Below are 16,896 nucleotides of genomic sequence, written 5' to 3'. Positions count from 1 at the left end.
TGCAGATTTGTAAAGGGTCTTGCAGAAAACTGTAGAATTTAGCCCGTGGACTGCCCCGTGGCCCGGGTACGACGCTGGTTGTCTCTGAGTCAGGCCGCCGCCTTGCTTGGCGTGGACGAAGCCACGTTGCGCCACTGGGCGGACCAGGGCAAGGTGCAGACCTTCCGTACCCCGGGTGGACACCGCCGCTTCCTCGAGGAGGACCTGCGCGCCCTCATGGCTCCGGCGCGCCCGGCCCGCGGCGATGTGGCGGCTACGCTGCGCCGTCACACCCTCCACCTGGTCTCCGGCCTGCCGGCGCGCCGTATGCGCGCGGCCCCCTGGTTCGCCGCGCTGAACAACGCCTTCCGGGCCAAGGCGCGAGAACACGGGCGGCAGGTGGTGGAGCTGCTGGCAAACTCGGTGGGCGGCACCGTGGAGCGGCGGGAGGCGAGACGCCGTCTGCGGTTGCTGGGGCAGGGGTACGGACGCGAACTGCGTGCCGCCGGCCTTACGCTCTCCCAGGCTGTAGAAGGCTACTGCTTCTTCCGCGACCTGGTGCTGGCCCGCACGGTGCAGGCGCTGCCGGCGGGCCAGGCGCAGGTCAGGACAGCACGAGACCTGGGTCGGCTGCTGGACGAGATGCTGCTGGCCATCGTGCAGGCCTACGAGGCCCCGCCTGGGCGGGGGACACCGTGATCACCAGCGTCGGGCTCAGCCACAAGACCGCTCCCCTGGCCCTGCGGGAGCGGTTCGCCCTGGGAGCGGATGCAGCCGAGCGCCTGCTGGCCGGTCTGGGGGGCGAAGCCCTCCTGCTGGTGACCTGCAACCGCACCGAGCTCTACGGCACGGCGTCGGTAGAGGAACTGCGCCGCGCCCTGCTGGAGGCGGCGGGCGCCCCCCAGGAGACCCCGCTGGTGGTGCTGCGCGGCCGCGGCGCCGTGCGCCACCTGCTGGCTGTGGCCGCAGGGCTGGATTCCATGGTGCTGGGCGAGCCGCAGATCCTGGGGCAGGTGCGGGAGGCGCTGGCGGTGGCCCGGCGCCTGGGCAGGCTGGGAGCGGTACTGGACCGCCTGGGGCAGCATGCGCTGGCCGCCGGGCGTCGTGTGCGCACCGAGACCCCCCTGGGGCGCGACCGCCCCTCCATCCCCAAGGCGGCGGCCGTACTGGCCGCCGAGGTGCTTGCCGCTTCCGACAATCGAGCGGTCCTGGTAGTCGGGGCGGGAAAGGTGGGAGAGCTGACGGCGCAGGCGCTGCGGGATGCCGGCGCGGGGCCCATTGTTGTGACCAACCGCACCCCGGCGGCTGCGGTGGAGCTGGCGCGCGCCGTCGGCGGGGAGGCGGCTCCGTTAGGGGACCTGGAGCGGCTCCTGCGGGAGGCCGACCTGGTTATCTCCTGCACCGGATCTCAGGCTCCGCTTCTGGACCGGGAGCTGGTTGGTAGGGTGGCCTCTGCGCGGGGAGGAAGGCCCCTGGTCCTGATCGACCTGGCGGTGCCGCGCGATGTCGCTCCCGAGGTGCGACACCTGCCCGGTGTCCGCCTTTTCGACCTCGACGACCTGCGCAGCCGCGCCTCCCAGGCTGTCTCCCCGGAGGTGCTGGCAAGGGCGGAGGCCATTGTGGAGGAGGAGACGGCGCAGTTCCTGTCCTGGCTGGCTGGCCGCCAGGCCGTGCCCACGATCCGGGCGCTGCGCCGTCGGGCCGAGGCCCTGCTGGAGGAGGAGCTGGCTGCGGCCTCCTCACCCGACCCGGTCCTGCGGGCCTTTGGCCGTCGCCTCCTGAACAAGTTCCTGCACTACCCGCTGGTGCGGATGCGGGACCGCGCGGCGACACACGGGCCCATCTACCTGGACGTGGCCCGGGACCTGTTCGCCCTCAACGACTCCGACGGCGGCGAGCCGGAGTGGCGGGATGGCTGACCGGCTGCGCCTGGGCACCCGGGGGAGCGCTCTGGCCCTGGCGCAGGCGGAGCTGGTGGCCCAGGCGCTGCGCGCCAGGGGCATCTCGGTCGAGGTCGTCACTGTGCGCACGACCGGGGACCGCGACCGGAGTGCGGGCGCCTTACGGAGGGGCAGCGGGATCTTCGTCAAGGAGCTGGAGCAGGCGCTGCTTGGTGGACGCATCGACCTGGCGGTGCACAGCGCCAAGGACCTCCCTACCGCCGAGACAGACGGGGTCTCCGTCGCGGCCTACCTGCCTCGCAGTGACCCGCGCGACGCGCTGATCAGTCGCAGCGGCCGGGAGGTGGCGGACCTGCCTCCCGGAGCCCGGGTGGGGACCGACAGCCCCAGACGGGCCGCCTTCCTCCTGGCGCTGCGTCCCGACCTGCGGATCATCGGGCTGCGCGGCAACGTGGACACCCGGCTGCGCCGCCTGGACGCAGGCTCCCTGGATGCCATCGTGGTGGCTGCCGCAGGGCTGCAGCGCCTGGGGCTCGCCCGTCGGATCACGGCGCCGCTCTCCCCCCAGGTGATGCTGCCGGCTGTCGGCCAGGGTGCGGTGGCGGTGCAGGTACGGGTGGATGGCTCCTCCTCCGCGCTGGTAGCGTCGCTGGACCACCTGCCCACGCGGCAGGAGCTGGTGGCGGAGCGGGCCTTCCTGCGGGCGGTGGGAGGCGGGTGCCGGGCGCCCATCGCCGCGCTGGCCCGCGTCGACGGAGGGCGCCTGGTGCTGGAGGGTGCTGTGGTCTCCCCCGACGGCCGGAGCATGGTGCGGGACCGGGCGGAGGGCGCGGTGGAGATGGCCGAGGAATTGGGCTCGGCGCTGGGGGCGCGCCTGCTTGCCCGCGGCGCCGCGGTGCTGGCGGGGGGAGGGCGGACGTGAGCGGGCGTGGCAACGGGAGCGGTACAGGCGGGCGGCGGGTGCTGGTAACCCGGCCCGAGGGCCGCGAGCTCTGTGCACGCCTGCAGGCTCTGGGGTGGGACCCGCGCTGGGTTCCCACGGTGGCCCTTGTGGAGGTCGAGGCGGGTGGCCCGCTGGATGTGGCCCTGCGCCGGTTGGACACCTACGACTGGGTCGTGGTCACCAGCGCCGGCGGGGTACGTGCGGTCTTCCAGCGTCTACACAGCCTGGGCCTGCCGGTCCCTGCCGCTCCCCGATGGGCGGCGGTGGGGCCGGCGACCGCAGCGGCGCTGCAGGCCCAAGGGGTCACCGCCGCCTTCGTACCGGACCGCTACCTCACCGCGGCGGTGGCCCGCGGCCTGGGCGAGGTGGCCGGGCGACGCATCCTGCTACCGCGCGCGGACGCCGCTTCAGCGGAGCTGCCCCGCCTGCTCCGGGAACGGGGCGCGCATGTGGATCAGGTGGTGGCCTACCGCACCGTCGAGGGCCCAGAGGAATCGCGCCGGCCGCTGCGCGGCCTCCTGGCCGAGGGGATCGACGTCGTCCTGTTCACCAGCGGCTCCACCGTGCGCGGCTTCGCCCGCCTGGTGGACGACCCCGCCGCCGCACTGGCCGGGGTCCTCGTGGCCTGCATCGGCCCTGTGACCGCGCGGGCCGTGCGGGAGCTGGGGCTCCACCCGCACCTGGTGGCCGAAGAGCACACCACCGAAGGCTTGATCGCCGCACTGCAGAGGAGGGAGGCACGTGCAGCAGCTCACCGCCCCACATGAGCTCGTCCGGCGGCCGCGCCGGCTGCGGCGGACCGCCACCTTGCGGACCCTGACCCGTGAGACCCGCCTTACCCCGGAGCGGTTCATCTACCCGCTCTTCGTGCGAGCCGGGCGCGGTGTGCGCGAGCCCATCGGCCCCATGCCCGGGCAGTTCCGCCTCTCGGTGGACCTGCTGGCCGGGGAGGCCGCCGAGCTGCGCCGGCTCGGCATCCGCGCGGTGCTGCTCTTCGGGATCCCCGAACGCAAGGACGCCCTGGGGAGCGGAGCCTACGACCCCGACGGCATCGTCCCCCAGGCCATCCGGGCGCTGCGCGACGCGGACCCGGAGCTGGTTGTCGCCGCGGACGTCTGCCTGTGCGAGTACACCACCCACGGCCACTGCGGCGTTATCCGCGACGGCCAGGTGGACAACGACGCCACACTGGAGCTGCTGGCACAGACGGCCACGGCGCTGGCGGCGGCGGGGGCGGATGTCGTCGCCCCCAGCGCAATGATGGACGGCCAGGTGGGTGCCATCCGCAGGGCGCTGGACGCCGCCGGGCAACAACAGGTGGCGGTGATGGCGTACTCGGCCAAGTACGCCTCCGTCTTCTACGGCCCCTTCCGCGAGGCCGCCGGTTCAGCCCCGCAGTTCGGCGACCGCCGTGGCTACCAGATGGACCCGCCCAACGTCCGCGAGGCGCTGCGGGAGATCACCCTGGATGTAGAGGAGGGTGCCGACCTGGTCATGGTAAAGCCGGCCCTGGCCTACCTGGACGTCATCCGCGCCGCCCGCGAAATAGTCCCGGTGCCGCTGGCCGCCTACAACGTCAGCGGGGAGTATGCCATGGTTAAGGCTGCCGCCGAGCGGGGCTGGCTGGACGGGCCGGCCGCAGCGCTGGAGATCCTCACCGCCATCGCCCGCGCCGGCGCTGATGTGATCATCACCTACTTTGCCAAGGAAGCGGCACGGCTCATCGCATGAGAGAGGGATCCTTCGTGCACGTCCTTACCCTGCGCCTGGACCCGGCCTGGCGGCGGACGACCGCGGCCGAGCGGGAAGCGGATCTAACCGCCTTCGTCCGGGCGGCAGATGAGGCGGCGAGGCGAGTGACCACACACACCTACTCCATGGTGGGACTGCGCGCCGACGCCCAGTTCCTCCTCTGGCGCCTGGGGGCCACCCCGGAGGACCTGGAGGAGACGGCCAGCCTGCTGCTGCGTTCCGGAGTGGGCCGCTGGTGTACCCCGGCCCACTCTCTGCTGGGGCTACTGCGGCCGTCGGTCTACGTGCAGCGGGTTAGCGAACAGGAGCAGGCCATGCTGGCGGGGGAGCGCTCCCGCTACCTGATCGTCTACCCCTTCGTCAAGTCGGCCGACTGGTACCTCACCCCGCGGGCCGAGAGGCAGAAGATCATGGCCGAGCACATCCGGGTGGGACGTACCTACCCGCAGGTGCGGCAGTGCCTGGCCTACTCCTTCGGATTGGACGACCAGGAGTTCATCGTCACCTACGAGACAGACGACCTGCCCGCCTTTCAGGACCTGGTCATGGCCCTGCGGGAGACGGAGGCGCGGCGGGCCACCGTGCGCGACGTGCCCATCCTCACCGGAATCCACCGGCCGCTGGAGGAGGCGCTGCGCCTGCTGGGATAGGAGGGGCCATGAATCCACTGGAAACGCAGCGGGTGGAGGCACAAGATCTGGAGTCCTGGCACCCGGAGCCCCGGCAGGGGGAGCGGGAGGCGCACCTTCGACCCTCCACTGGTACCGTCCCCTACGTCTTCGCCCGGGCGCCGCTGCTGATCTACTGGGAGGTGACCCGTGCCTGCGACCTGGCCTGCAGCCACTGCCGCGCCGAGGCGGTGGCAACGCGTCACCCCGGGGAGCTCTCCACGGAGGAGGGGCGGGCGATGCTGCGGGAGGCGCGGCGTTTTGGCGAGCCACCGCCCCACCTGGTGATCACCGGGGGCGATCCCCTGAAGCGTCCCGACCTGTGGGACCTCATCGCCGCGGCGGTGGAGCAGGGCTTCGGTGTCTCCCTGGCTCCCAGCGGGACGGTCCTGCTCACGCGGGAGGTAGTTCGCCGTCTGGCCGCTTCCGGAATCCAGAGCATGTCGCTCTCTCTGGACGGGTCCACGGCGGAGAGGCACGACGCCTTCCGCGGAGTCCCGGGGTGCTTCGCGGTGACGCTGCAGGCGGCCCGATGGGTGCGCCAGGCCCGCATCCCCCTGCAGGTCAACACGCTGGTCACGGCGGAGACACTGGAGGACCTGCCGGACCTCTACGCCCTGCTTAGCGGCCTGGACATCATGCGCTGGAGCCTCTTCTTCCTCATCTCCGTGGGTCGGGGCCGCCTGCTGCGCGAGATCACGCCCGGCCAGTCGGAGCGGCTCTTCCACTGGCTGCTGGATCTCTCCCGGGACGCCCCCTTTGCCATCAAGACCACCGAGGCCACCCACTACCGGCGGGTGGCGGTGGTGCGCATGCGGGCGGCGGGAATGGACGATGCGGCCATCGCCCGCACCCCCGTGGGGCGGGGGTTCGGGGTACGTGATGGCAACGGGATCATGTTCGTCTCGCATACCGGGGAGGTCTATCCCTCAGGGTTCCTGCCGCTGGCCGCCGGGAATGTGCGTGAGGGCAGCATCGTCGACCTCTACCGGGCCTCGCCCCTGTTCGTCCGCCTGCGCGACGTGGATCGCCTCACAGGCAAGTGCGGCGCCTGCTCCTTCAAGGCCATCTGCGGCGGCTCCCGCGCCCGGGCCTACGCCTGGACCGGCGACGAGATGGCTAGCGACCCCCTCTGTCCCTACCAGCCGTGACGGGGACGACCAACGCGGACCTCTTCGCCCGGGCCCAGCACCTCTTCCCCGGCGGGGTGAACAGTCCGGTGCGGGCCTTCGGCGCGGTGGGCGGGACGCCCCGCTTCATCACCCGCGGCTCCGGCGCCTACGTGTGGGACGCGGAGGGACAGCGCCTCCTGGACTTCATCGCCTCCTGGGGAGCGGTCATCCTGGGCCACGCCGCCCCCCAGGTGGTGGAAGCGGTCCAGGCTGCTGCCACCCGGGGGACCAGCTTCGGGGCGCCCACCCCGGAAGAGGTCGAGCTGGGCGGCCTGATCCAGTCGGCCTTCCCCGCCATGGAGCGGATGCGCTTCGTCAGCTCCGGCACCGAGGCCGCAATGAGCGCCCTGCGCCTGGCCCGGGCCTTCACCGGACGGGAGAAGATCGTCAAGTTCGCCGGGTGCTACCACGGGCACGCGGACGTGCTGCTGGTGCAGGCCGGCTCGGGCGTGACCACTCTGGGACTGCCGGGTTCCGCCGGCGTGCCCGCCGCCGCGGTAAGGGACACGCTGGTGGCGCCCTATAACCATGTGGATGCTGTCGCTGAGCTCTTCCGTCAGTTCGGAGAGGAGATTGCCGCGGTGATCGTCGAGCCGGTGGCCGCCAACATGGGTGTGATCCCTCCGCATCCGGAGTTCCTGCCGGCGCTGCGCCACCTCACCACCGCCCACGGCGCCCTCCTGATCTTTGACGAGGTGATCACCGGCTTCCGCGTCGCCTTCGGTGGAGCGCAGGCCCGCTACGACGTCACTCCCGACCTGACCTGCCTGGGCAAGATCATCGGCGGGGGGCTGCCCGTGGGAGCCTACGGGGGCCGGCGGGAGATCATGGAACGCGTGGCCCCGCTGGGTCCCGTCTACCAGGCGGGCACCCTGTCGGGGAACCCTGTGGCCATGGCGGCGGGCGCGGTGGTGCTGCGCCGCCTGGCCGACCCCGCCGTCTATCGCACGCTGGAGGAGCGCGCCGCCTCGCTGGCCGACCGGCTGCGCACGGCCCTGGCCGGGCGGGCCGCGGTGGCCCAGGTCGGCGCCATGCTCACCGTCTTCTTCCGGGAGACCCCTCCGGCCGACCACGCGCAGGCCGTGGAATGCGACACTTCGGGCTTCGCCCGTTTCTTCCACGCCATGCTGGCCCGGGGGATCCTCCTGCCGCCCTCCCAGTTCGAGGCGTGGTTCCTCACGCTGGCCCACGGTGAGGAGGAGGTGGACGCCGCGGTGGCCGCAGCGCGGGAGGCGGTGGCGTGAACGACGCGTTCCTGCGCGCCTGCCGTTGCCAGCCCGCCAGCAGGACTCCGGTGTGGTTCATGCGCCAGGCCGGGCGGGCGCTCCCCGAGTACCGGGCGGTCCGCGAGCGCTACAGCATCCTGGAGATCATCTGGCACCCCGACCTTTGCGCCGAGGTCACACTGCAGCCTGTGCACCGCCTGGGTGTGGACGCGGCCATTCTCTTCGCCGACATCACCCTGCCCCTGGCCGGGATGGGGGTGGCGTTGGAGCTGTGCGAAGGGGTGGGACCGGTGGTGGCCGAGCCGCTGAAAAGCGCCGCCGACGTGGAGCGGCTGCGGCCCTTCGACCCCTATGAACACACCCCGGCCCTGCTGGAGGCTGTGGCCCTGGTGCGCAGGGCCTCGCCCGTCCCCCTGATCGGCTTTGCCGGCGCGCCCTTCACGCTGGCCTCCTACCTCATCGAAGGCGGCTCCTCGCGGCAGTTCCTCAAGGTCAAGGCGATGATCCACAGCGCGCCCGACGTCTGGCACCGGCTGATGGAACGGCTCACAGATGCCGCAGTGGCCTTCCTCCGGGCGCAGGTGGCCTCCGGGGCGCAGGCGCTGCAGGTCTTCGACTCATGGGTGGGCTGCCTGAGCCCCCACGACTACCGGGGCGCGGTGCTGCCGCACATGCGCCGTCTCTTCGCCTCCCTGCCCCAGGTCCCCGCCATCCACTTCGGCACGGGGACGGCGGGCCTGCTGGAGCTGATGGCGGAGGCGGGTGGAGACGTGATTGGTGTGGACTGGCGCGTGGCGCTGGACGCGGCCTGGGCGCGCATAGGCCCCAGGGGGATCCAGGGCAACCTCGACCCCGCGGTGGCCGCCGGCCCGTTCGAGGTGGTCCGGGAGCAGGCTGCGGCCATTCTCCGCGCTGCCGCCGGCCGCCCCGGGCACATCTTCAACCTGGGGCACGGGGTGCTGCCGCACACGCCGGTGGACAACCTGCGCCGCCTGGTGGACCTGGTGCACGCGGGTGCGGAGGTGGCCAGGTGAGCGCGGAGGTGGCGCACGGAGGTCGGCTGGCCGAGGGAGGCGAGACCGGGTGGAGAGCGACGCCCGCCCGGGAGGCGGTCCTGCTCATGGCCTACGGCTCCCCGGCCACCCTGGCCGAGGTCGGGGCCTACTACACTCACATCCGGGGAGGTCGTCCGCCCTCCGCGGAACTGCTGGCCGAGCTGGTGGAGCGCTACCGCGCCATCGGCGGAAGGTCGCCGCTTGTGGAAATAACCCATCGTCAGGCTGCGGCGCTGGAGGCGACGCTGGCTGCGCGGGGGTACGCCGTCTCCGTGCGTGCGGGGATGCGGCACGCGCCCCCCTTCATCGGCGACGTGATCCGGGAGATGGCCGCCGCCAGGATCCGGCATGCGGTGGGGATGGCCCTGGCCCCCCACTACTCCCGGCTGAGCGTGGGGGTGTACGTGGAGGCGGCCGAGCAGGCGCGGCCCCCGGGGCTGACCCTCACCTACATCACGAGCTGGGGCGATCATCCAGGCTTCCTGGCCGCCGTCGCCGCCCGCCTGCGCGCGGCGGCGCAGCGCTTCCCCGCAGCCCCCTATGTGGTGTTCACGGCGCACTCCCTGCCCCAGCGCATCCGCACCTGGGATGATCCCTATCCGGAGGAGGTCAACCGCAGCGCTGCGGGCGCGGCCCGCCTCGCTGCCCTGCCCCGGTGGACGGTTGCCTACCAGAGTGCGGGCCGGACGCCGGAGCCCTGGCTCGGCCCCGACTTGCTCTCGACGCTGGAGCGGCTGCGCAGGGAGGGGGAGCGGGAGGTCCTGGTCTGCCCCATCGGGTTCGTCGCCGACCACCTGGAGGTGCTCTACGACATCGACGTGGAGGCGCAGGGCCTGGCGGCCCGGCTGGGGCTGCGGCTGGAGCGCACCGCTATGCCCAACGACGCCCCGGACTTCATCACCGCGCTGGCCGACCTGGTCGCACCCCACCTGGGGGCGCGCGTGCCGTGAGGATCGCCGTCGTCGGCGGGGGCATCACCGGGCTGGCGGCGGCCTACGGGCTTGTGCAGGCCAAGGAGCTGCGCGGCGCGGAGGTGACCCTCTACGAACAGGCTCCGCGGCTGGGCGGTAAGATCCTCACCGAACGCCTGGACGGTTTCCTCCTGGAGGCGGGACCGGATTCCTTCCTCACCAGCAAGCCGGAGGCGGTGGCTCTGTCGCGGGCCCTGGGGCTGGGGGAGGAATTGGTGGGCACCGGGCCTGACCGCACCGTCTACGTGCTGTCCCGCGGACGCCTCCACCCGCTGCCCGAGGGGCTGGCGCTCGTGGCCCCTACCAGGGTCCTCCCCTTCATGCGCAGCGGGCTTTTCACGTTGCCGGAGAAGGCGCGGATCGGCGCAGAGCTCCTCCTTCCGCCCCGGAGGGTGGACAGCGACGAGAGCCTGGGTGCCTTCGTCCGCCGCCGTCTGGGACAGGCCGCCCTGGACCGCATCGCCGCGCCGCTGCTGGCCGGCATCTACGCCGGGGACGCCGAGCAGCTCAGCCTGGAGGCGACATTCCCCCTGTTGCGGGAGCTGGAGCGGCGGCACGGCTCGGTGATCGCCGGTATGCTGGCCCGGCGCCGCACGGCGGCGGATGCCGACGGCCACCTCCCCCTGTTCGTCACGCTGAGGGGAGGACTGGGCCGGCTGGTGGAACGGCTGGGCGCCGCCCTGGAGGGGGTGGAAGTGCGCACCGGAGTCGGAGTGGAGGCGATCGCCCGAGAAGGGGCGGGATACCTCCTCGAGCTGAGCGTCGGGGGGCGGGCACGAGCCGATCTGGTTATCCTGACCACTCCGGCGTTCGTTGCCGCCTCTCTGCTGGAGCCCCTGTCGCCGGAGGCCGCCTCTATGCTGCGGCAGATCCCGTACGCCTCCACGGCCACCGTCTCGCTGGCGTTCCGAGAGGGTGACCTCCCTCCGCTGCGGGGGCATGGGTTCGTGGTGGCGCGCGGCGAGGGCTGGCGGATCACGGCCTGCACCTGGGCCTCGGCCAAGTGGCCAGACCGGGCGCCGCCGGGCTTCGCCCTGCTGCGGGCCTATGTGGGCAGCGCCAGCGACGCTGCGGTACTGGAGCGGAGCGACGAGGAGATCCTCCGGGTGGTGAGCGAGGAGCTGCACTCGGCCATGGGGATTACGGCCTGGCCCGTCCTCTGGCGCATCGTCCGCTGGCCGGCCTCGATGCCCCAGTACACCGTGGGCCACCTGGAGCGCCTGGCGGCGGCGGAGGCAGCGCTGGCCGGGCTCCCCGGACTCTTCCTGGCCGGCGCCGGCTACCGGGGGATCGGCCTGCCCGACTGCATCAGGCAGGGGCTGACTGCCGCAGCCGCGGTGCATGCTAGAATCGGTGGTTCGCGAGCTGGCTCAGGAAGTCAAGCTCTTGGCGGAGGTCTAGCGGCGGACTGAGCAGCGGGTAGAGGAGCTGGCTGCCGCCCAGCGGGACACAGAGCAGACCGTGCGGATCCTGGTCCGCGACGCCGCCGGCCTCAAGGGGGAGAGTCTGGAACGCCGCTACCGGGAGCGAGCAGCGTCCCAGCGAGGTCTCCGGGGTTGTCATGGCCCACGATGTCCATCGCGCCCGGCGGCCATACTGGAGAAGGCTACGGGGCAGCGTTTCATCCCCGCGGTCGCAGGAGCGCGGGTGCTGGACGACCGCGAGACCCAGGAGGAAGCCGCAGGAGTCTGGAATGTTCTGGACGGTCGCTCCGAGCCGCCAGCCGCGTAGACAGTAGCGTGATGGTGGATGGTCGCCACTATCCGCGCACCGCTTCCGCAGCGCTGCAGATTGTGCGGCCGTTCCTCCCTTCTCATCGCCGCTCACCTGGGCGTCTGCGGCCCCTGCATCCGCCAAAGGCCTGACCAAGCACGGCAGGTGGCCGCCGCTGCTCACGCCGCGGTGCGCCGCGCCTTCCGTATGCCGCCGGCTCCGCCGCGGACGGCGGGCGGGGTGCGCTGCGGGCTGTGCCTGCATGGTTGCGTCATCGGGGAGGGGGAGACCGGCTACTGCGGGCTGCGCACGGTGCGCCGGGGGCGGCTGGTGCACCTGGCCGGAGTCCCTGCGCGCGGCCTGCTGCACTGGTACCGCGATCCTCTGCCCACGAACTGTGTGGCCATGTGGGCCTGCGGCGGGCGCGGGCGGCGGGATGGGCACAACCTCGCCGTCTTCTACGGTAGCTGCACCCTGAACTGCCTTTTCTGCCAGAACTGGCACTACCGGGAGCTGCTGCCCACAGCTGCAGAGTCAGCGGGCACTCGTGGCGGTGAGCCTGCGGAGGTGGCGCCCGCGCTACGACAGCGGGCTATCAGCGCCGTGGAGCTGGCCGCAGCGGCCAATGCGCAGACGTTCTGCGTCTGCTACTTCGGTGGCGACCCGGCCTCCCAGATGCCACACGCCCTGGCCTCCGCAGCCCTGCTGGCCGCGCGGGGGGTGGCCGTGTGCTGGGAGAGCGCGGGCACCTCCAGCCCCGGCCTGCTGGACCGGGCGGTGGAGCTCTCCCTGCGTAGCGGCGGCACGGTGAAGTTCGACCTGAAGGCCTTTGACGAGACCCTGCACGTGGCGCTGACCGGTCACACCAACCGCCAGACGCTGGCCAACTTCGCCCGCGCCGCCTGTCGCGTCGCCGAGCGGGCCGACCCCCCGCTTCTGGTGGCCAGCACCCTGCTGGTGCCCGGTTACGTGGACGCCGAGGAGGTGGGACGCATCGCCCGCTTCATCGCCGCCTTCAGCCGGGACATCCCTTACGCCCTGCTTGGATTCGCCCCCAACTTCTACATGCCGGACCTCCCATGCACCTCGGTGCGCCATGCTCAGGAGGCGGCCGATGCGGCACTGGACGCCGGCCTGACCAACGTGCGCATCGGCAACCGGCACCTGCTTTCGCGAGAGTACTGAGCCGGGGGCTCCCGGGATTCCCCTGGGGCTGAAGCAGGCCGCAGGCGCAGGCGCCGCGAACACCAGGGCGTGGGCATAAAGGAGAGGTACGCGCGGCTTCCGCCTCTTCCGCCGGACATCTCCCGGCGGCTGGAGGCGCTGCCTTCGGTTCTGGTGGGCCACCCGCTGCGACTCGCCTACCTGTTCGGGTCCGCCGCCCGGGATCCGGCAACGGCCAGCGACATCGACCTGGCGGTGCTACCCGCGGACGGTTTCAGCTACGCCAGGCTGTACGCCGACCTCTCCAGGGCGCTCGGTACCGACCGTCTGGACCTGGCGGACATGCGGTGTGCCTCCGTGCTGCTGCAGTGGGAGGTAGTCACCACCGGCCGCCTCCTTGAGGCAGCCAGTCCTGAGGAGGCCGCCGCCTACGAGCGCCTTGTCGCTGCTGCCGTCATGGCCCAGGACCTCAGCCTGCGATGGACTGTCGAGCGCGGGCTGCTGGCGGGCCTGACCATCGTCTTTCAGGTGTGCGACACATCCTGGCCGCCCACTTTCACCGGCATCCGGAGACGTACGAAGGGCTGTTGCAGGAGCTGCGGGATGCGGGAGTCCTCCCGCCTTCGCTCTACGAGAAGCTGAGGGGATCGGGAGGGTTCCGCAACGTCCTGGTGCACGAGTATGTCAGGGTTGACCTGGGGGAGGTGGCGGCAGCGCTACACGGCGTGCCTAACACATTCCGCGGGTTCATCCGCGCCGTGGAAGAATGGTTGCACAATCTGCCGGAGTAGCGGGGTGCCTGCAGTGAAAGCGCCAGAATAGCCGGACACGCCCGCTGCGGGCCGGAAGCCCCTCGGTCGTCCCTGCAGGTTTCCCGCCGTTTACCGCGCGCCGTGAAGGCGGCGGAGGCAGACAGCCAGATTGGCCACCAGGCTGCGGCGGCTGGTGACCACGAACGACGGGATACCTCCAGCTACTTCATAAACGCCCGGCGTCACCCGGAGCACCTGAGGCGGCTCACCCCCGCCGCGCAGCAGGCGGACCAGGTTGTCGATGATGTTGCGCTCGATGCGTAGCGTCGTGTCCAGGAGGAGGATGGTGAAGTCCGGGCCGAGGTGGCGGGTGCGCTCCAGGTAGCGGGCCAGGACGTCCGCGGAGACGTTGTACGGGGGGCTGCCCTTGCACTCCACGTAGCCCAGGCGGCCGTCCAGCACCACCAGGACGTCGAAGTCCCCGCCGCGTTCCAGGCCGCGGACCCGCACATCCCAGGCCGCCGGTGCCGCGAACTCCCGGGCAAACACCTGGGCGACGAACCATTCCAGCGTCTCCCCGAAGGTTTTTGTCTCCTCCGCCGTCAGCACAAACCCCTTCCCCCGCCGGGTGAGCAGGCCGTACTCCACCAGCCGATCCAGGGTGGTTGCGCTGCGTGGGCCCCATCGCTCCACCAGCCGACGCACGGCGACAGGGCCGAGCCTCCGCCGCTCGGCCGCCTCCTGAAGGATGCGGCGGAAGTGGTAGTGGCGGAGATCGGCGTAGTAGCGGTCGATGAGGGCTTGGCTGGCGGGGTGCGGCAGGAGCAGGCGGTCGTCGCGGGAGTGGACGGCAGCGGGCCATCCCCGGTGGCGCAAGGTGGCATCGACGGTGGGCGCCATCCGGGCCACCTGCTGTTCGAGGAGAGCCACGCGGGACAGCAGCGTTCGCAGGGTGGCAGAGGCGTGGCGGTTCACGGCTCCCCCTGGTCCGTCCACTACAGGTTTCGCGAGGGTCACCACCTGCCCCTACCCTCGCTCCCGGCATGGCACTCCTCCTGAGGAAGGTGCCCTCTACAGGGTGGCGTGTTTGCGTTGGGGAAACACCGGCAAATGCTCGGCGACCCACAGGTAGGCCAGGATCCCTGCGGAGGTAATGCCCAGGGTCACTACCACCTCCGTCCAGGCGGGAACGTAGGTGGCGTGGCTGCCGGCCAGCATGCCGGTGATGGCCACGTTCAGGCGATTGAGCAGCACTCCCAGGACCACCAGCGTCGCGGCCAGCACATGCCGGCTCGCCCCTGGGCCGCCGTTCGTGGCCAGAAGGACCAGGGGAATGACCACGCCCAGCAGGAGCTCTGCGGCAAACAGGCGTCCCTCTACCGACGGAGTCAGGGCGTGCGTCCAGGCCCCCCGGGCGGTCAGATCCGTGACCTTTAGCCCCAGGTAGATGGAGAGAATGACAAAGGAGATACGGGCCAGGTCCCTCAGGAGAGGTAGTTCCAGCTCGCGCTTGAGGGCGCGGGAGCTCAGGAACGATTCCACCAGGACCATGGCCGGCCCGACGGCCAGGGCGGAGACGAAAAAGAAGACCGGCAGCAGCGGCGTGTACCACAACGGGTGGAGCTTGCCGGGCACGATGAGGAAGAGCGTCCCCAGGGACGACTGGTGCAGCATGGAGAGGATTACCCCCGCCACCACCAGGGGGGGCATGGCCAGACGGGTCAGGCGCAGCATGGTCAGGCGTCCCAGCCGCTCCAGCACCATCTGTCCGAACTCGAGGGCGAGCACCAGCGTATAGAGCAGCACGCACCAGGCTACCTCGAACATCACCGAGTGCGGGTTCCACATGATCACCGGATGCCAGATCCGGTAGGGGCGGCCGAGGTCCACCAGCAGGGCGGCAATGACCAGTACGTACCCGAGGAACCCCGTGACCACCGCGGGCCGCACCAGAGGGCGGTAGCGCTCGTTGTGCAGCACGTAGACGGCGGCGGCCATGGTGAAGCCTCCCGCGGCCAAGGCCACCCCACCGAGCACGTCGACGGCGACCCACAGCCCCCAGGGGAAGCGGTCCGAGAGGTGCGTGACGGACCCGAGGCCGAAGGCGAAGCGGCGTGCGCTGATGGCTAGCGCGCCCAGAAACAGCACCCACAGCACGAGCCGTCCAGGAGAGGGACGCCGCCGCCACATCCTCATGCTGCGCCCCCCGGAGGCGGCAGGGTATTGCGGCGGCGGGCCAGGGCCTCCACGGCGGTGAGCAACGCCCCCAGCGTAAGGACGATCCCAGGCAGTTTGCCCAGGACGCGCCAGGTGTACGCGGGAAGAGGCTCGCAGACCACCACCGGGAAGCCGAGCTCCTCAAACGGGACGTCGGAGATGTACAGGACGGACGTGCCGCCTGCCTCCTCCGCTCCGAAGATGGCCGGCACGTAGCGAGGGTCCGCACTGATCCGCCGGGCCGCCTCGGCCAGCAGGGCGGGGCGTAGGCCAAACTGCAGCGCCCCCACAGGGCAGGCCTCCACGCAGGCGGGGAGTTCCCTCCGCTGCTGCCGCTCCGCGCACATGTTGCACTTGGTGATCCGGGGCAGCGGGCTGCGCCATTCGAAGCGGGGCACCTGGAAGGGGCAGGCCACCATGCAGTAACGGCAGCCGATGCAGCGGCTGGCATCGTAGACCACGGGTCCCTGCGGCGTCTTCTGCAGTGCAGCCACCGGGCAGGCTGAGGCGCACGCCGGCGTCAGGCAGTGCATGCACTGGACCTTGAACGTCCGACGACCAGCTCCCCCATCCCCCAGGTTGAGGTGTGGGCGCGGGCTTTGCAGCGCTATGGTCCGGACATAGGTCCAGGCGGTAGGGCTCAGGTCCCGCGCCTCGCCCTGCGGGAAGTTGTGATAGGCTTTGCAGGCTGCCTCGCAGGACCGGCAGCCGATGCAGCGAGCGATATCGATGAGGATCGCTGCCGCGGCGGTTCCCGTGGCCCAACCCGCCCGGGCCGCGACAGGCGGCGCCGCCGAGAGCACCGTCACCCCGGCGCCTGCCGCCGCCGCCAGCTGCAGGAACTGGCGCCTGTTCAGCCGTACAGCCATGGTCCTAGCGCCAGGCCCCCACGAATGCCGAGACGAAGAACACTGAGAGGCCCAGCACGATCACCCCCAGGACGATGCCGGAGACGGCCTCGTCAAGCCCGCACAGGCCGCCCCGGCTGCGCACCACCCGCAAGAACCCCAGGACGCCCGCCCCCACCGCCCCCAGGGCCAGCGCGCAGTTCACCCCCGGCAACCAGCACAGCCGCAGGGCCATTAGCCCCAGGGCGAAGCTGAGGGCGGCGGCCGGGCAGACCGACCGGTCGGCCGCTCCGGCGGGGTTTGGCTGCCCCGCTTGCCGCGGCACGATGGACGTCATAGAACCCACCCCCGTCTCACGCTAGGTGCGGGGCCAGGGCGGCGCATCGAGCAAGCTCCCTAGTATCCCGGGGGAGAAGAGCCTGAACCGGGGCGGTGTTGTCCCACTCCCGGTGCCGGCGGTATGCGCACTGCGGATAGCGGCCAGGAGGGTGCCGGGCCCGATCTGCCTGCGGCCTACCTCTGGCCCGATGGGACA

The 16,896-nt window shown here is 71.5% G+C and carries 18 protein-coding genes; 14 read left to right on the top strand and 4 right to left on the bottom strand.

The features are described from left to right. Positions 1–57: 57 nt before the first annotated feature. The 14 genes from QN152_01530 to QN152_01465 all read left to right on the top strand — a co-directional run bounded on the left by QN152_01530 (position 58) and on the right by QN152_01465 (position 13,335). Positions 58–678, top strand: a complete 621-nt coding sequence (locus QN152_01530) for a helix-turn-helix domain-containing protein (protein MDR7538200.1) — start codon at positions 58–60, stop codon at positions 676–678. Continuing rightward, positions 675–1,898 (top strand): glutamyl-tRNA reductase, encoded by a 1,224-nt coding sequence (hemA, locus tag QN152_01525; protein MDR7538199.1) that lies wholly within the window; start codon positions 675–677, stop codon positions 1,896–1,898. Before QN152_01530 ends, hemA begins: the two co-directional genes overlap by 4 nt. Beyond that, a complete protein-coding gene (gene hemC / locus QN152_01520) occupies positions 1,891–2,802 on the top strand; it encodes a hydroxymethylbilane synthase (protein MDR7538198.1) in 912 nt (303 codons plus the stop codon). Before hemA ends, hemC begins: the two co-directional genes overlap by 8 nt. Next, on the top strand, positions 2,799–3,590 hold the full coding sequence (locus tag QN152_01515; GenBank protein ID MDR7538197.1) for a uroporphyrinogen-III synthase: 792 nt from the start codon (positions 2,799–2,801) through the stop codon (positions 3,588–3,590). Before hemC ends, QN152_01515 begins: the two co-directional genes overlap by 4 nt. Beyond that, positions 3,565–4,554, top strand: a complete 990-nt coding sequence (hemB, locus tag QN152_01510) for a porphobilinogen synthase (protein MDR7538196.1) — start codon at positions 3,565–3,567, stop codon at positions 4,552–4,554. Before QN152_01515 ends, hemB begins: the two co-directional genes overlap by 26 nt. 14 nt (positions 4,555–4,568) lie before the next feature. Then, the gene (locus tag QN152_01505) at positions 4,569–5,225 is read left to right on the top strand and encodes a chlorite dismutase family protein (GenBank protein ID MDR7538195.1); all 657 of its coding nucleotides are present in this window, start codon (positions 4,569–4,571) and stop codon (positions 5,223–5,225) included. An 8-nt stretch (positions 5,226–5,233) separates the two neighbouring features. After that, complete coding sequence (locus QN152_01500; GenBank protein ID MDR7538194.1) at positions 5,234–6,394, top strand: TIGR04053 family radical SAM/SPASM domain-containing protein; 1,161 nt, start codon at positions 5,234–5,236, stop codon at positions 6,392–6,394. Then, on the top strand, positions 6,391–7,659 hold the full coding sequence (gene hemL, locus QN152_01495; protein ID MDR7538193.1) for a glutamate-1-semialdehyde 2,1-aminomutase: 1,269 nt from the start codon (positions 6,391–6,393) through the stop codon (positions 7,657–7,659). The genes QN152_01500 and hemL overlap by 4 nt, the downstream gene beginning before the upstream one ends. Further along, positions 7,656–8,675, top strand: a complete 1,020-nt coding sequence (gene hemE, locus QN152_01490) for a uroporphyrinogen decarboxylase (protein ID MDR7538192.1) — start codon at positions 7,656–7,658, stop codon at positions 8,673–8,675. Before hemL ends, hemE begins: the two co-directional genes overlap by 4 nt. Continuing rightward, positions 8,672–9,646, top strand: coding sequence for a ferrochelatase (gene hemH, locus QN152_01485; GenBank protein ID MDR7538191.1), 975 nt, complete (start codon positions 8,672–8,674; stop codon positions 9,644–9,646). Before hemE ends, hemH begins: the two co-directional genes overlap by 4 nt. Next, entirely contained in the window at positions 9,643–11,079 is a 1,437-nt protein-coding gene (gene hemG, locus QN152_01480) for a protoporphyrinogen oxidase (GenBank protein ID MDR7538190.1), read from the top strand. The genes hemH and hemG overlap by 4 nt, the downstream gene beginning before the upstream one ends. Positions 11,080–11,545: 466 nt before the next feature. Next, the gene (locus QN152_01475; protein ID MDR7538189.1) at positions 11,546–12,565 is read left to right on the top strand and encodes a radical SAM protein; all 1,020 of its coding nucleotides are present in this window, start codon (positions 11,546–11,548) and stop codon (positions 12,563–12,565) included. A 69-nt stretch (positions 12,566–12,634) separates the two neighbouring features. Then, complete coding sequence (locus QN152_01470; GenBank protein ID MDR7538188.1) at positions 12,635–13,186, top strand: nucleotidyltransferase domain-containing protein; 552 nt, start codon at positions 12,635–12,637, stop codon at positions 13,184–13,186. After that, entirely contained in the window at positions 13,132–13,335 is a 204-nt protein-coding gene (locus QN152_01465) for a DUF86 domain-containing protein (protein MDR7538187.1), read from the top strand. Before QN152_01470 ends, QN152_01465 begins: the two co-directional genes overlap by 55 nt. A gap of 90 nt (positions 13,336–13,425) precedes the next feature. Here the strand turns inward: QN152_01465 and QN152_01460 are convergent, their stop codons facing one another. From QN152_01460 to QN152_01445, 4 genes are all read right to left on the bottom strand, one after another. Next, entirely contained in the window at positions 13,426–14,271 is an 846-nt protein-coding gene (locus QN152_01460; GenBank protein ID MDR7538186.1) for a hypothetical protein, read from the bottom strand. Between the two features lie 96 nt (positions 14,272–14,367). Beyond that, positions 14,368–15,492, bottom strand: a complete 1,125-nt coding sequence (gene hybB, locus QN152_01455; protein ID MDR7538185.1) for a Ni/Fe-hydrogenase cytochrome b subunit — start codon at positions 15,490–15,492, stop codon at positions 14,368–14,370. After that, positions 15,489–16,382: a 4Fe-4S dicluster domain-containing protein gene (locus QN152_01450; GenBank protein MDR7538184.1), complete on the bottom strand. Its 894-nt coding sequence runs from the start codon at positions 16,380–16,382 to the stop codon at positions 15,489–15,491. The genes hybB and QN152_01450 overlap by 4 nt, the downstream gene beginning before the upstream one ends. Before the next feature lie 4 nt (positions 16,383–16,386). After that, a complete protein-coding gene (locus tag QN152_01445) occupies positions 16,387–16,698 on the bottom strand; it encodes a hypothetical protein (GenBank protein ID MDR7538183.1) in 312 nt (103 codons plus the stop codon). Positions 16,699–16,896 lie beyond the last annotated feature (198 nt).

It is taken from the genome of Armatimonadota bacterium, from assembly GCA_031459715.1.
Lineage (GTDB): Bacteria > Sysuimicrobiota > Sysuimicrobiia > Sysuimicrobiales > Humicultoraceae > Humicultor > Humicultor tengchongensis.
This window is presented reverse-complemented; position numbering and strand designations above follow the sequence as displayed.